Origin of the sequence: Mesorhizobium sp. WSM4306, from assembly GCF_007003975.1 — a bacterium.
Taxonomy (GTDB): Bacteria; Pseudomonadota; Alphaproteobacteria; order Rhizobiales; family Rhizobiaceae; genus Mesorhizobium.
Window position 1 is genome coordinate 55,997 of the sequence record NZ_VFTC01000026.1, and the last position, 13,150, is coordinate 69,146.

A 13,150-nucleotide genomic window follows, 5' to 3' on the forward strand; every position below is an offset into this window, starting at 1 on the left:
GGCTTAGGCTCCCTTCATCACGTTGGCAGCGTCCTGGACGGCGCGCACGATCTTGTCGTAGCCCGTGCAGCGGCAGAGATTGCCGGCGAGGCCGAAGCGGATTTCTTCCTCGGACGGGTCGGGGTTTTTCGCCAGCAGGTCCTTCGCCGCGATCAAAAACCCCGGCGTGCAGATGCCGCATTGCAGGGCGGCGTGTTCGAGGAATTTCTGCTGCAGCGTGTGCAGCTTCTCGCCGTGCGCCATGCCCTCGACGGTCTCGACCTGCCGGCCCTCGGCTTCGGCGCCCAGCACCAGGCACGAGCAGACCAGCCGATCGTCGAGGATGATCGAGCAGGCGCCGCAGTCGCCGGTGCCGCAACCTTCCTTGGCGCCGGTCAGCCCAAGCCGATCGCGCAGGACGTCGAGCAACGTCTCGTCGGGTTGGCAAAGGTACTCGACGTGATCGCCGTTGATTGTCGTTGAAACTGCTACACCGGCCATCATTTGCCTCCTGCACGTGCGTAGGCGGTCGTCGCGGCACGTCTGGCCAGCACGCCCGCAACTTTTCGTCTGAATTCGATGGTGCCGCGCTTGTCGTCGATGGGCCGGCAGGCCCCGGCGCAGACCTTGGCAAGCCGCTCAAGCGCTGCTTCGTCGAGCTTCCTGCCGATCAGAGCCTCGGCGGCCTCTTCGACCAAAAGCACCGTCGGTGCCGCGGCGCCCAGCGCGACGCGGGCGGCTGTGACGACGCCGTGCTCGTCAAGCGTCAGGTTCACGCCGGCGCTGACCACGGCGATGTCCATCTCGGTGCGCGGAATGAATCGGAGATAGGCATCGCCCGAACGCGGCGCGCGTTTGTCGAGCAGGATCGCCTCGATGATCTCGCCCTTGGCGAGCGAGGTCTTGCCCGGCCCGATCGGCACGGCCTCCACGGCAATGGTGCGCTTGCCCGAGGGACCGGCAATCACCGCCTTGGCGCCGGCGGCCACCAAAGCCGGGACGCTGTCGGCGGCCGGCGAAGCGTTGCAGAGATTACCGGTTATCGTACAACGACCCTGCACCTGCTTCGAGCCGATCAGCTTTGCCGCTTCGACGACGCCGGGCCATGCCGTCTTCAGAGCTGAGTTTTCTCCCAGCACGGCGCAAGCAACAGCCGCGCCGATGCTGAAGCCATCGGCTGTTTGCCTGATCTCGCCCAGGCCCTCGATCGCCTTTATGTCGACGATCAGGTCGGGTTCGACAAACCCGCCCTTCATCCTCACCAGAAGGTCGCTGCCTCCTGCCAGAATGGCGGATGTGCCGGAAGAGCCGGCCAGCAGGCCAACGGCATCTTCGATTGAAAGCGGACGTATGTAACGCATCGTCTCCCCTTGGTCATCGTGATCTCGCCGACCGTTATAAACAGTCTCCTCATAATGACCATCCGGTTGCTCATTTCCGCGATTGGGCCAGGTGCGAGTTGGGTTCCATACCAAGCGTGGCTGACGCCCTACACTGTATGCCTATGCTGCGTCTTTTGCACGAGGGGCGGTGATGCCGATGTCATCGAGCGCCTCTGCCACAGCCTGATCCAGCGGCGTGTGCGGGACATCGCCGATGATGCCTTCCAGCCGGTCGGACACGAGCCGGTGCGGTTCGAAGCGCAGATAAGACATCGAGACGATCTCGCGCCACATCGCCACGAACGGGCTGCCGGCGCGCAGCACCCACCAAGGCATGAAGGTGAGCTTCAGCGGACGGCCCAGCGCCTTCTCGGCCGCCGCCTTGATGTCCATGTCGGTGACGGCATGGCCGGGGAAGTTGAGCACCTCGTAGAAACCGAGCTTGCCCAGATTGCGCACCAGCCCGACGAAGCCGACGGCGAAGTCCGGTAAATAGGCCCATTCATGCACGAGGTTGGCCGGGCCGGGCGCGGTGTAGACGCCCTTGTTCATCTTGGCGGCGACGACAAGGTCGAACCATGATCCGCTGCCGGTGCCGCCGAAGAAGTCGCCGGCGCGCAGAATGATGGTGCGGACGCGGCCGGCATCGGCCTCGCGGCGAAACAGCGCTTCCATGGCACAGCGGATGCGGCCTTTTTCGGTGGTCGGGCGGAAGGGGGTGTCCTCGGTGACCACCTGCGGCATTGGCGAGCCGTAGTTGTAGACGGTGCCGGGGAAGAGATGCAGCGCGCCATTGGCATGGCAGGCGGCCATGACGTTTTCCGCCATCGGCAGGCATTTGCCCCAGTCGGTGTAGATCGGGTTGAGGCCATTGAAGACGATGTCGACGCCCTCGGTGGCGCTGATAAGCGACTGGGGGTCCATGGCGTCGCCGGCGACGGAAGTGGCGCCGTCGAGTTCGGCCGGCACCTTGCCAGTGCGGGTGACGGCGCGGACGTCGAAGCCGGCGTCGATGAAGGCTTTGCCAACCACGCGGCCGAGCCGGCCATTGGCGCCGAGAATTGCGATCTTGGTCATTTTTCGTCTCCGTGTTTGTGTTTGCAGGCCGAATATGATGCCTTCATCTTCGAATGAAAATTGACTACGAATGCAGGTTTGATATTCATAAGTGAATGACAGAGATCGACTGGAACCTGATCAAGAGCTTCGTCACCGTGGCTGAAAGCGGCAGCCTGTCGGCCGCGGCGCGAAAGCTATCGGCCAGCCAGCCGACGCTTGGGCGCCACATCGGCGAGCTTGAACAGGCGCTCGGCGTCACCCTGTTTCGGCGCGGGCGGCGCGGCTATGCGCTGACGGAAGCCGGCGCCACGCTGTTCGAGCGCGGCAGAGCGGTGAGCGAACAAGCGAGCGCCTTTTCACTGCTGGCGCTGGGTTCGGTCGAGGCGATCGAAGGCACGGTGCGCATCGCCGCCAGCGAGGTGGTGGCAGCCTATGTGCTGCCAACAATGACGGCGCGGCTCGGCATCGAGGAGCCCGGCATCGAGGTCGAGATCGTTGCCTCGAACCAGGTCGAGAACCTGCTGCGCCGGGATGCCGATATCGCCATCCGCATGGTCAAGCCGGCGCAGAACGAGCTGACGGCGCGCAAGGTCTGCGACATTGCGCTGTGCTGCTGCGCGGCCAAATCCTATCTCGACCGGCACGGCCGCCCGCTGGCGCCAGCCGACCTTGTCGGCCACCCGCTGATCGGCTTTGACCGCAGCGACGAAATGATCCGCGGCTTTACCCAGTTCGGCATCCCGATAACCCGCAGCAATTTTCGTTTCAGGACCGACAACCAGATCGTCTTGTGGGAGGCGCTGCGGGCGGGAAACGGCATCGGCCTCGGCCAGGAGCCGCTGGCCGACAGCGACCCGTTGCTGGAAAAACTGCTGCCCGGCCTGCCCTTGCCCAGCCTGCCGGTGTGGCTGGCCATGCATCGCGACGTGCGCACCAGCGTGCGCATCCGCCGTGTCGCGGATTTCCTCTACGAGGAGCTGAAGCGTTATTCGGCCGGGACGGGCGCGAATTCGGCGCGGTGAGCGAGCCCGGCCATCAACAGCACAACGATCAGCAGGCCCGACATGGCGACGAAGATCGGCCCGAAGCTCGAATGCTCGGCGACGAAGCCGATCGCCGACGGCGCCACCAATATGCCGGAATAGCCCATGGTGGTGACGACGCTCATGCCGGTGCCCGATGACATGCCTTCCTGGTTGCCGCCGGCCGAAAAGATGATCGGCACCATATTGGCGATGCCGAAGCCGCAGAGAGCAAAGGCCGCGATGGCGATCCAAGGCGAGGGCGCCAGGCCGGCGACCAGCATGCCGGCGGCGGCGACGATGGCCGAGCCGCGCAGCGTCGCTACCGCGCCGAAGCGGTTGCGCACGCCGTCGCCGAAGAAGCGCATGATCGCCATGACACCGGAGAAGGCGGCGTAGGCAAGACCGGCAATGGCAAGGTCGGCGCCAAGCTCTTGCCTCAGGTAAAGCGCCGCCCAGTCGAGCACGGCGCCCTCGGAGATCATGGTCAGCAGGGCCATCAGCCCGACCAGATAGACCAGCGGATTGGCCGGCAGCGCGAATTTGTGATGCTCGGCGGCCTGCGGTTTGTCCTCGGCGATGAGATAGCCGACCGCCACGGCTATGACGGCAAAGGCAAGCACCGTCACGACAGCCGCATGGGCAAGATGGCCGTAAGTCTGGATGGCGTAACCGCCGAGACCGCCGCCGGCGAAACCGCCAAGGCTCCAGAAGCCATGCGACGACGACATGATGGCGCGGGACAGCCGGCGCTCCACCACCACGGCATTGGCGTTCATGGCGACATCCATGCCGCCGATCGAGCCGCCGAAGATGATCATGGCGATCGCCGCCAGCGGCACGTTGGGCGCCAGCGCCACCACCAGCAGGCCGAGGCTGCCGCACAGGCCGAACCAGCGCAGCACGGTGCGCGAGCCATGTTTGGAGATCAGTTGCCCGCACCAGCTCATGGCCGCGACCGCGCCGACGCCGAACAGAAGGATCAGCAAACCGAGCGTGAATTTTGTGATGTCGAGCCGAGTCAGGAACACCGGAATCTGCGGCGCCCAGCTGCCGGTCAGGAAGCCGTTGGCGAGAAAGATGCTTGCTACGGCCCATCGCCCGCGAATGGCGCCCTGTATGGTGTTTTGCGCGTCCATGGGTTCGAATCCGGTCAAAAATGGCTTTGCGCGGCAAATTAGATCGATTCAATCTGCAGTCAAGCGCCTGGCTGCGAGGAATGTTTGGACCAAAGGCCAACGTGGGTCGGTACCGTTCATGGCGAACTACTACGTCGGAGATTAGGAAGACGCCTCTCCCTTCGTCATCCACGGGCGAAGCAAGGAGCGTAGCGACGCGGCGCAGACCCGAGGATCCATTCCGTGCCGTCTGTGCGGTGCTACGGCGCAGAATCAGGCATGGTGGGCGCGACCTTCATTCTGAGCCGTTGCGCTCTTCGGCCGATGTCACGGCATGGATCCCAGGGTTTCCGCTACGTCGCTTCGCAACTGCTCCACCCTAGATGACGAAGTCGCGTAGGGCCCCGCCAATCGCGGGCGCGCAGTCGCCTATAGCGTTGCCAGCGGGGTGCTAATGATCCCTCGGCCGCCTCGCCTCGAACTCTGCTTTCTTGGCGTCCGAAGCCTCGGTCTGGTTCAGCGCCTGCCATTGTGCATACGGCATGCCGTAGACGATCTCGCGCGACTGATCCTTGCCGAGGTCGACGCCCTCGGCATTGGCGGCCTCGCGATACCAGTTCGACAGGCAGTTGCGGCAGAAGCCGGCGAGATTCATCAGGTCGATGTTCTGCACATCGCTGCGCTCGCGCAGATGGTCGACCAGCCGGCGGAAGGCGGCGGCCTCGAAATCGCGTTTCTGTTCGTCGCTGAGCTCGGTCATGTCTTGATCCTCACCGCGGCCCGGTGCGCGAGCCGAACATCCTCACGTCATGTATATCGGGACGACGATTGATCGCGTCAACGATCGGCGCCAGCCGTTCAGCCCACGCGATCGCACCCTTCTGATCAGCGATCAGGTCCTGACGGATCTCGATCAGCGCATGGGCAAAGCCGTTGACGATGGCGTGCTTGAACATGGTGTCGCCGCGCAGTGCACCATCATAGGGTTCGTTGTCGCCGACGACGAGGTCTTTATCCTCCTCCAGCATGTCGATCAGCGGCCGCGCCACGCGGTCGTCGAGGTCCCACAAGATGCCGACATGCCAGGGCCGCGCAATACCTTGCATGGCCGGGGTGAAGGAGTGCACGGAGAAGATGAAAGGCGCTTTGCCTGAAGCCTGCGCCACCGAGGCGATCATGGCGCCGACCGCGTCGTGATAAGGCCGGTAGAAGCCGTCGAGCCGCCTTTCGCGTTCTTCCGGTGCCATCGGGTAGTTTCCCGGCACCACGGTGCCGTCATAGAGCTGACGGATCAGCGTCGGGTCGTCCTCGCCACGATTGGGGTCGATCAACAGGCGCGAAAAATTGGCGATCACCGCCGGTACGTCGAGCGCCGCCGCCAGTTCGCGCGTCACGGTCTCGACGCCGATGTCGTAAGCGATATGGCGCTCGAGTTGTGCCGCCGGCAGGCCGAGGCTGCCATACTCATCCGGCAAGTCGCGGCGGGCATGGTCGGCGATCAGCACGATGCCTCGCTTGCGGTCGCCTTCGACAAGATCGAAAGGCGCGAAAACTGTGGATCGGGTCATTGGCTGAAAAGGTCTGTTCGCTGGCGTCGGGGAGGGTGCTATCGTCATTACCCACGAAGAGGACGCTGGCGCAATGCCGTTGTTTGGCCACGGTTTCTGCGAAAATCCGGTCACGCGCGGCAGATTGCGTGTCGGGGGCCTTTCTAAATCGATTGGAATTGGACAGAACGGCGCGTTGACATGCGCCCGGACTTTTCCGAAAAGGGGCGTTGAGAGATGCAGATGACGTTGTTGAGGGGTTTCGGGATGGGTTCCGCCGGCAGGCCGCGCGCGCGCAGCGCCTTTGCCGTGCCGCTCCTGACCTTGACGGTGGGGCTTACCGCGCTGGTCGCGGCCTCGCCCGCCCGCGCCGATTTCCGCGTCTGCAACGCCACGCAGAACCTGGTCGGCGTCGGCATCGGCTACCGCGCCAAGGCCGGCTGGATCACCGAGGGGTGGTGGCACATCGAAGGATCGAGCTGCAAGACGCTGATCGAAGGGCCGCTGTCATCAAGGTTTTACTATCTTTATGCAGAAGACGCCGAGCGTGGCGGGCGTTGGGATGGCCCGATCAACATGTGCGTGGCCGAAAAAGAGTTTAAGATCGCCGGCGTTACCGATTGCGTCGCCCGGGGCTTCCAGCGCGCCGGATTCCAGGAATATGACACGGGCGAACAGGCAAGCTGGATGGTCCAGCTGACCGATGAGTCCACAACGGGAGGCGCTCCAGCCGCCCCGGGAACAAACAGTCAATGAGACGTAGCCGCAAGGTCAAGATCCTCGCCACCATCGGTCCGGCCTCCTCGTCCGAGGAGATGCTGCAGAAGCTGTTCGAAGCCGGCGCCGATGTCTTCCGCATCAATATGAGCCACACAGACCACGAACTGATGCGCACGCTGGTCGGCCGCATCCGCGCCGTCGAGGAAAAGGTTGGTCGTCCGATCGGCATCCTGGCCGATTTGCAGGGGCCGAAGCTGCGCGTCGGCAAGTTCGCCAACGGCAAGGAGGTGCTGACGGCTGGCCAGACCTTCACGCTCGACAACAATCCCGAGCCCGGCAATTCGACCAGGGTCTACCTGCCGCATCCCGAAATCCTGAGCTCGGTCGAGGCCGGCCACCGTCTGTTGATCGACGACGGCAAGCTGGAGCTGAAGGCTCTGAAGAGCGACGGCAAGTCGATCACCTGCACGGTGGTCGCCGGCACCACGATCTCCGACAAGAAGGGCGTCAGCCTGCCCGACACCGACCTGCCGGTCGGTGCGCTGACCGAAAAGGACCGCAAGGACCTCGATGCGGTGCTGGCAGCAAGCGTCGACTGGGTGGCGCTGTCCTTCGTGCAGCGGCCGGAAGATCTCGCCGAAGCCCGCAAGATCGCGCGAGGCCGGGCGCTGATCATGGCCAAGATCGAAAAGCCGCAAGCCGTCACCCGGCTGGCCGAGATCATCGAATTGTCGGACGCGCTGATGGTCGCCCGCGGCGACCTCGGTGTCGAAATGCCGCTCGAAGCGGTGCCCGGCATCCAGAAGCAGATAACGCGCGCGGCGCGCCGCGCGGGCAAGCCGGTGGTTGTCGCCACGCAGATGCTGGAATCGATGATCACCGCGCCGGTGCCGACCCGCGCCGAAGTCTCCGACGTCTCGATCGCCGTGTTCGAAGGCGCCGACGCCATCATGCTTTCAGCCGAGTCGGCGGCCGGCGCCTATCCGGTCGAGGCGGTGGCGATGATGAACCGCATCGCCACCAAGGTCGAAACCGACCCGACCTATGCCGGCATCATCAACGCACAGCGTTCGGAACCGGAAGCGACCGGCGCCGACGCCATTTCGCTCGCCGCGCGCGAGATCGCCGAGACGCTGAAGCTGTCGGCGATCATCACCTATACGGCGTCGGGCAACACCGGCCTGCGCGCCGCGCGCGAGCGCCCGCAGGTGCCGATCATCGCGCTGTCGCCGATCCTCAACACCGCGCGGCGGCTGTCGCTGCTGTGGGGCACGCATTGCGTCGTCTCGCCCGACGCCGTCGACCTCGACGACATGGTCGACCGCGCCTGCCGCATCGCGTTCGAAGAGGGTTTCGGCCAGCCGGGCGACCGCGTCATCATCACGGCAGGTGTGCCGCTGAGGACGCCGGGCTCGACCAACATGCTGCGCATCGCCTATGTCGGATCGGACGTGCAGGCTAGCCGCAACATAGGCTGAGAGAGGCTTCAACTCGCCTTGGTTCGCAGCGCTCTTGCCGCGGCTTCGGCGTGATCGATACGCCGAAGGAACCGGCACGCGCGAGGAACGGGGTCGTGCAGGTACTGGTCCGGACCCAGCATCTTTCGCCGGTTGAGTTCGACCGTGTCGAGCAGGTCGAAATCGACCCTGGTGATTGCGCAGTGCCATCCAGGGTTGTGCGATGCCCAGCCTCTTCTGTGGTGTTCCAGCAGCCGCTTACGAGCGGAATAGCCGTGGTAGTCGAACGCGATCACGCCGTTGGTCACATAGATATGGTTTCCGGAAAAGCCCTCGCCCGGAATGATCCGTTCGCCGTAAAATCCTTCCAGAGGAGCGTGCTCGAGAAAGGCGCCTGCGAGAATGGCGCACGCGCCGTGACCGAAGAAGATGCGGTCCGGCAATGCCCATCGCTTCTCCGGGTTCTTCTTGATGCCGTGCTTCAGGACATACATGCGGCGATCAGATCGGGGCGAGTTCCGCGTCGGGCGCCGTGATGTCGGGGCATTGTCCCTCATTATAGGCGTCCCCTGCGATCCGCATCTCCACGGTTTTCGCCATTGCCTGCAGGTCGACGTCCTTGCCGGCGACTTTCTCGATGGCGCCAACGACGAGATCGGAGGCGATCCAGTCCGGCTTGTGGCCGAGATTGTGGACCCAGATCAGCTCGGCGCCCGGAATATCCCTGACCAGGCCGACCGAATGGATCGAGGCATAGACCACCTTGTCGCGGTCACCTGAGATAACGACCGTCGGCGCCTTGATGTCGCGGTAATGCGGCGCGGCCTTGAGCGCATAGTCATAGAGGCCGGCGACATCGATGGCATTGGCGCGGAAGGCACCGGGACGCAGCACCAGCGGGATCGAGGCGTTGCCGACATAGACGTCCGGCACCTTGTTGGGCGAAAACACGCAGGCCGTGGCGCCGTTCATCTGCAGTGTGCCGGCCGGATAGGCCAATGTCTCCGAGAACAGCCAGCCAATGATGGGGATGTTGGTCAGCTTGTAATACCAGGCGGTCGCGCCGCCCGGCCAAGGGTGGCTGACCGGCGACAGGAAGACGAGGCCGAGCGTCTTGTCAGGATGCTCGCGGCCAAAGGCAGCGGTGATCACGCCGCCGAAGGAATGGCCGACGATTATGGCCTTGTGGATGCCGACGCGGTCCATCAGCTTGGCGATGGTGTTGGCTTGCGCTGCGGGGCTTTCATTGTTGCCGGGGCCGCGTTCCGACCAGCCGAAGCCCGGCCGGTCGAGGAACACCATTTCGGCGCGGCCTTCGAGCAAAGGCCGGATCGGCAGCATCTGATCCCTGAGGTTGGCGCTGGCGCCATGGATGAAGACGATCGCCGGCAGCTCGGCATTTCGCGGCGCCGGCACATGGACATAGTGGATGCGGGCGCCGTCGATCTCGGCAAATTCGCCGGCCGGCGGATTGCGCCACTCGATCAGCCACGCGCCGGCGCGGGTGACTCCGGCAAGGGCAAAGACGAGCGCGAGGAGGAAGGCACAGGCGGCGTAGATGAGGTTCATGAGGAGAGGTACGGGGGTGGAGGGGGATAAGTTCTAGGCAGTAGGCAGTAGGCAGTAGGCAGTAGGGCAGTAGGGCAGTAGGGCAGTAGGGCAGTAGGGCAGTAGGGCAGTAGGCACGGGTATCAACCGCCACCCTACTGCCTAATCCCTATCCCTACTGCCTAATCAAATTCCTTCGCCGGCAAGCTCTTCCGACAGCGTCGCGACCTGGTCCTGGGCGCTCCGCATCATCGGGTAGATGGCCAGCACCTTCTGCCAGGCTTCGAGCGCCGATTGCTTGTGGCCGGTGGCGGCCATGATCTGCGCCAGGCCGCAAAGCGCGCCGAAATGGCGTGGTTCCAGCTGCAGCGTCTGGTCGATGTCGGACATCGATTTCCCGAAATTCCTCATCATGTAGTGCACGGTGGCGCGCCGGTTCCAGCCCTCGGCATATTTGGGCTGCAGGGTGACGACCTGGTCGAGGAAGTCGAGGGCGACGTCGAACTTCTGGTCATCCATCGCCTTTTGCGACCATTGCATCATCAGGTCGATTGAGGCGCTGCCTGACTGGAACCATTCGCCCCATATGCGCCCGGCGATGCGCTCGGCAGCCTTTTCGTTGCGTTCGCGCTTCAGGTCGGCAAACAGCTGGTCGAGCCGGGCTTCCTTGGTCACGGCAACCGGCGGCGTCGTGGCGGCCGGTGGATCATCCGCTCGCACTGCTGTGGCGCTGAACAGGAAGAGGGCCGCGAAAAATGCAAAAAGAATCCGCATCGCCCGAATCTAACCCCGGACGGCGGATCGTCAAACTGAAATTAGCGTGAAAGTGCCGGATCTCCGGCAAATAACATCACAGGGACGGAGGCAACGAGCCTCCGGCCGAAAACTCAGCCCTGGCGCGCCTTGTAGCGCGGAGCGGTCTTGTTGATGATGTAGATGCGGCCCTTGCGGCGAACCAGCTGGTTGTCGCGGTGACGCGCCTTCAACGCCTTGAGCGAATTCTTGATCTTCATGGTCTTGCCCGTCGGTCTGGGCCCTGTCCGGGCCGAATTATTAAGGCGCGCCAGAAGACGCGCCTTTGAACTTGCGTGGCTCATAAACGAGGAGCCTTGCCCATGTCAACCGCAAGCGTGCTGCATAGCGGCTGAGAACGGCTTTGGCCATCAAATATCCGCCATCTCGGCTCGACGCCATTGCGCCGCCGAAGGCGGGCTGGAATGGTGCGGCGCCTGCAAGCTGATTTGGAGAGGTCCATGCGCCCGTTGTTTGTGTCCGCCTGCCTTGCCGTTCTGGCGGCGGCCTCTACTGCACAGGCGCAGGAATGCGACCGCAACGACGACAGCCAGCAGATGATGAATATCTGTGCCGGCGAGGACTATCAGGCAGCCGATGCCAAGCTCAACCAGGCCTACAAGGATCTCGTCGGCAGCAACGACGACAAGAGCAGGAAGCTGCTGCAGGTCGCGCAACGCGCCTGGATCGCCTTCCGCGACGCCGAATGCGCCTATACCACGACAGACAGCGAAGGCGGCTCCATCCATCCCATGGAGGTTTCGCAATGCCTGACCGAACTGACGGAGCAGCGCACCAAGCAGCTGACGTCCGGCGCCAATTGCCAGGAAGGCGACGCGAGTTGCGCCAGCCCCGACGAAGACGGGGATCTGAACAACGAGCTGCAATAGGGCCACGCCCCTTAGGCAAAGCGCTGCGCGCTTTCCTGGAATAGCTCAGCTACGCCGGCTGATGCGCGTGAAATGGCCCATCTTGCGGCCTGGGCGGGCTTCTGCCTTGCCGTAGAGATGCAGCATCAGATCGGGCTCGGCGAGCAGAGCGGGTACGCGCAGGACGTCGTCGCCGATCAAATTCTCCATGACGCAGTTGGAATGCCGGCCGGGGTTGCCCAGCGGCAGGCCGGCTATGGCGCGGATATGCTGCTCGAACTGTGAAACGATGCAGGCGGCTTCCGTCCAGTGGCCGGAATTGTGCACCCGCGGCGCCATTTCGTTGGCCAGCAGGGAGCCATCGGCAAGAACGAAGAACTCGACGCCGATGACGCCGACATAGTCGAGGGACGACAGGATTTTTGCCGCCGCCGCTTGTGCCGCCGCCGCTGTTTCCTGCCTGATTTGGGCCGGCAGGGTCGAGGTATGCAGGATGCCGTCGCGGTGGACATTCTCGGCCGGATCGTAGGCGGCGACCGCGCCGTCCAACCCGCGCGCGGCGATCACCGAGATCTCACGCTCGAAAGCGACGAAGGATTCCAGGATCAGCGGCACATTGCTCATGGCCTCGCAGGTGCCGGCAAAGCCGCCCGTCTCCATGTTGCGGAAGACGCGCTGACCCTTGCCGTCATAGCCCATGCGGCGGGTCTTCAAGATGCCGCTGCCCGAGAACGCTCTCAGCGCCGCCGTCAGCTCGTCGTCATTGTCGACGGCGCGGAAATCGGCGGTCTTGATGCCAATGCCGTTGAGAAATTGCTTCTCCGCCACCCGGTCCTGTGCCACTTCCAGCGCACGCGGCGGCGGATGGACCGGCACCTTGGCGGCAAGCGCGCTGGCAGCCGCCACCGGTACGTTCTCGAATTCATATGTGACGACGGCGCTGGCTGCTGCAAGTTCGGCAAGAGCGTCCGCATCGTCATAGGCGGCGGTGATCTGGCGGTTCGCGACCTGAGCCGCCGGGCAATCGGCCTGCGGTTCGAGGATAATTGTGCGGTAGCCGAGGCGCGCCGCGGCAACAGCCAGCATGCGGCCGAGCTGGCCACCGCCGATGATCCCGATGGTCGATCCCGCTGGCAGGCTCACGGCGCGTCCGTCGGTTCGGCGGCGACCTTGGCGGTCTGGGCGGCGCGCCAGGCGTCGAGACGGGCGGCAAGCTTGTCGTCGTTGAGCGCCAGCACAGCGGCCGCCAGAAGGGCGGCGTTGGCGGCACCGGCCTTGCCGATGGCCAGTGTGCCGACCGGAATGCCGGCCGGCATCTGGACGATGGAGAGCAGCGAATCCTGACCGGACAGCGCCTTGGATTCCACCGGCACGCCGAACACCGGCAGCGGTGTCATCGCCGCCGTCATGCCGGGCAGGTGCGCCGCACCGCCGGCTCCGGCGATGATCACCTTGTAGCCGGCCGCCTTGGCGCCCTTGGCGAAATCATAGAGCCGGTCCGGGGTCCGGTGGGCGGAGACGATCAGCCGCTTGTGCGGGATGCCCAGCGCTTCCAGTGTTTCGGCGGCGTGGCGCATCGTCGCCCAGTCGGACTGGCTGCCCATGATGATGGCGACGTCGGCGCGGTGGTCGGTCAAGCGCATGCTCCCGGCGGCAA

The 13,150-nt window shown here is 64.3% G+C and carries 16 protein-coding genes; 4 read left to right on the forward strand and 12 right to left on the reverse strand.

All coding sequences use genetic code 11. From position 1 onward, the window contains the following. Nucleotides 1-3 precede the first annotated feature (3 nt). The 3 genes from FJV77_RS25250 to FJV77_RS25260 form a co-directional block, all read right to left on the reverse strand. Complete coding sequence (locus tag FJV77_RS25250) at nucleotides 4-480, reverse strand: (2Fe-2S)-binding protein (protein ID WP_142869306.1); 477 nt, start codon at nucleotides 478-480, stop codon at nucleotides 4-6. After that, the gene (locus tag FJV77_RS25255) at nucleotides 480-1,340 is read right to left on the reverse strand and encodes a xanthine dehydrogenase family protein subunit M (protein ID WP_142869307.1); all 861 of its coding nucleotides are present in this window, start codon (nucleotides 1,338-1,340) and stop codon (nucleotides 480-482) included. Before FJV77_RS25255 ends, FJV77_RS25250 begins: the two co-directional genes overlap by 1 nt. A 141-nt stretch (nucleotides 1,341-1,481) precedes the next feature. Continuing rightward, complete coding sequence (locus tag FJV77_RS25260; RefSeq protein WP_142869308.1) at nucleotides 1,482-2,438, reverse strand: SDR family oxidoreductase; 957 nt, start codon at nucleotides 2,436-2,438, stop codon at nucleotides 1,482-1,484. 95 nt (nucleotides 2,439-2,533) lie between these two features. Between FJV77_RS25260 and FJV77_RS25265 the strand changes: the two genes are divergently transcribed. Beyond that, on the forward strand, nucleotides 2,534-3,442 hold the full coding sequence (locus tag FJV77_RS25265; protein ID WP_142869309.1) for a LysR family transcriptional regulator: 909 nt from the start codon (nucleotides 2,534-2,536) through the stop codon (nucleotides 3,440-3,442). Here the strand turns inward: FJV77_RS25265 and FJV77_RS25270 are convergent. The 3 genes from FJV77_RS25270 to FJV77_RS25280 all read right to left on the reverse strand — a co-directional run bounded on the left by FJV77_RS25270 (nucleotide 3,406) and on the right by FJV77_RS25280 (nucleotide 6,128). After that, complete coding sequence (locus FJV77_RS25270) at nucleotides 3,406-4,581, reverse strand: MFS transporter (protein ID WP_142869310.1); 1,176 nt, start codon at nucleotides 4,579-4,581, stop codon at nucleotides 3,406-3,408. The two genes, FJV77_RS25265 and FJV77_RS25270, sit on opposite strands and share 37 nt — an antisense overlap. Before the next feature lie 430 nt (nucleotides 4,582-5,011). Further along, nucleotides 5,012-5,320 carry a DUF1244 domain-containing protein gene (locus FJV77_RS25275; RefSeq protein ID WP_142869311.1) on the reverse strand — a complete coding sequence of 103 codons (309 nt, stop codon included), beginning with the start codon at nucleotides 5,318-5,320 and terminating at the stop codon, nucleotides 5,012-5,014. Between the two features lie 10 nt (nucleotides 5,321-5,330). Next, nucleotides 5,331-6,128, reverse strand: a complete 798-nt coding sequence (locus FJV77_RS25280) for an N-formylglutamate amidohydrolase (protein WP_142869312.1) — start codon at nucleotides 6,126-6,128, stop codon at nucleotides 5,331-5,333. Nucleotides 6,129-6,374: 246 nt separating this feature from the next. Here FJV77_RS25280 and FJV77_RS25285 point away from each other — a divergent pair, with 246 nt between their 5' ends. After that, entirely contained in the window at nucleotides 6,375-6,863 is a 489-nt protein-coding gene (locus FJV77_RS25285; RefSeq protein ID WP_112559583.1) for a DUF1036 domain-containing protein, read from the forward strand. Beyond that, on the forward strand, nucleotides 6,860-8,305 hold the full coding sequence (pyk, locus tag FJV77_RS25290) for a pyruvate kinase (RefSeq protein WP_142869313.1): 1,446 nt from the start codon (nucleotides 6,860-6,862) through the stop codon (nucleotides 8,303-8,305). Before FJV77_RS25285 ends, pyk begins: the two co-directional genes overlap by 4 nt. An 8-nt stretch (nucleotides 8,306-8,313) precedes the next feature. On the opposite strand, the gene FJV77_RS25295 is transcribed toward pyk, so the two are convergent. The 4 genes from FJV77_RS25295 to ykgO all read right to left on the reverse strand — a co-directional run bounded on the left by FJV77_RS25295 (nucleotide 8,314) and on the right by ykgO (nucleotide 10,845). Then, nucleotides 8,314-8,778 carry a hypothetical protein gene (locus FJV77_RS25295; RefSeq protein ID WP_142869314.1) on the reverse strand — a complete coding sequence of 155 codons (465 nt, stop codon included), beginning with the start codon at nucleotides 8,776-8,778 and terminating at the stop codon, nucleotides 8,314-8,316. A 7-nt stretch (nucleotides 8,779-8,785) separates the two neighbouring features. Then, entirely contained in the window at nucleotides 8,786-9,853 is a 1,068-nt protein-coding gene (locus tag FJV77_RS25300) for an alpha/beta hydrolase (RefSeq protein WP_142869315.1), read from the reverse strand. Between the two features lie 165 nt (nucleotides 9,854-10,018). Then, complete coding sequence (locus FJV77_RS25305) at nucleotides 10,019-10,606, reverse strand: hypothetical protein (protein WP_142869316.1); 588 nt, start codon at nucleotides 10,604-10,606, stop codon at nucleotides 10,019-10,021. A 113-nt stretch (nucleotides 10,607-10,719) separates the two neighbouring features. Beyond that, a complete protein-coding gene (ykgO, locus tag FJV77_RS25310) occupies nucleotides 10,720-10,845 on the reverse strand; it encodes a type B 50S ribosomal protein L36 (RefSeq protein ID WP_006203764.1) in 126 nt (41 codons plus the stop codon). 240 nt (nucleotides 10,846-11,085) lie between these two features. Here ykgO and FJV77_RS25315 point away from each other — a divergent pair, with 240 nt between their 5' ends. Continuing rightward, complete coding sequence (locus tag FJV77_RS25315; RefSeq protein ID WP_142869354.1) at nucleotides 11,086-11,514, forward strand: lysozyme inhibitor LprI family protein; 429 nt, start codon at nucleotides 11,086-11,088, stop codon at nucleotides 11,512-11,514. A 45-nt stretch (nucleotides 11,515-11,559) separates the two neighbouring features. Here FJV77_RS25315 and FJV77_RS25320 read toward each other — a convergent pair whose 3' ends face one another. After that, a complete protein-coding gene (locus tag FJV77_RS25320; RefSeq protein WP_142869317.1) occupies nucleotides 11,560-12,636 on the reverse strand; it encodes a 5-(carboxyamino)imidazole ribonucleotide synthase in 1,077 nt (358 codons plus the stop codon). Next, nucleotides 12,633-13,130, reverse strand: coding sequence for a 5-(carboxyamino)imidazole ribonucleotide mutase (gene purE / locus FJV77_RS25325; protein ID WP_112559807.1), 498 nt, complete (start codon nucleotides 13,128-13,130; stop codon nucleotides 12,633-12,635). The genes FJV77_RS25320 and purE overlap by 4 nt, the downstream gene beginning before the upstream one ends. Nucleotides 13,131-13,150 lie beyond the last annotated feature (20 nt).

Bases quoted from the DNA above. Each gene is read 5' to 3' on its own strand.
- FJV77_RS25250 (WP_142869306.1), bottom strand. From the start codon at position 480: ATGGCCGGTGTAGCAGTTTCAACGACAATCAACGGCGATCACGTCGAG.
- FJV77_RS25255 (WP_142869307.1), bottom strand. From the start codon at position 1,340: ATGCGTTACATACGTCCGCTTTCAATCGAAGATGCCGTTGGCCTGCTG.
- FJV77_RS25260 (WP_142869308.1), bottom strand. From the start codon at position 2,438: ATGACCAAGATCGCAATTCTCGGCGCCAATGGCCGGCTCGGCCGCGTG.
- FJV77_RS25265 (WP_142869309.1), top strand. From the start codon at position 2,534: ATGACAGAGATCGACTGGAACCTGATCAAGAGCTTCGTCACCGTGGCT.
- FJV77_RS25270 (WP_142869310.1), bottom strand. From the start codon at position 4,581: ATGGACGCGCAAAACACCATACAGGGCGCCATTCGCGGGCGATGGGCC.
- FJV77_RS25275 (WP_142869311.1), bottom strand. From the start codon at position 5,320: ATGACCGAGCTCAGCGACGAACAGAAACGCGATTTCGAGGCCGCCGCC.
- FJV77_RS25280 (WP_142869312.1), bottom strand. From the start codon at position 6,128: ATGACCCGATCCACAGTTTTCGCGCCTTTCGATCTTGTCGAAGGCGAC.
- FJV77_RS25285 (WP_112559583.1), top strand. From the start codon at position 6,375: ATGGGTTCCGCCGGCAGGCCGCGCGCGCGCAGCGCCTTTGCCGTGCCG.
- pyk (WP_142869313.1), top strand. From the start codon at position 6,860: ATGAGACGTAGCCGCAAGGTCAAGATCCTCGCCACCATCGGTCCGGCC.
- FJV77_RS25295 (WP_142869314.1), bottom strand. From the start codon at position 8,778: ATGTATGTCCTGAAGCACGGCATCAAGAAGAACCCGGAGAAGCGATGG.
- FJV77_RS25300 (WP_142869315.1), bottom strand. From the start codon at position 9,853: ATGAACCTCATCTACGCCGCCTGTGCCTTCCTCCTCGCGCTCGTCTTT.
- FJV77_RS25305 (WP_142869316.1), bottom strand. From the start codon at position 10,606: ATGCGGATTCTTTTTGCATTTTTCGCGGCCCTCTTCCTGTTCAGCGCC.
- ykgO (WP_006203764.1), bottom strand. From the start codon at position 10,845: ATGAAGATCAAGAATTCGCTCAAGGCGTTGAAGGCGCGTCACCGCGAC.
- FJV77_RS25315 (WP_142869354.1), top strand. From the start codon at position 11,086: ATGCGCCCGTTGTTTGTGTCCGCCTGCCTTGCCGTTCTGGCGGCGGCC.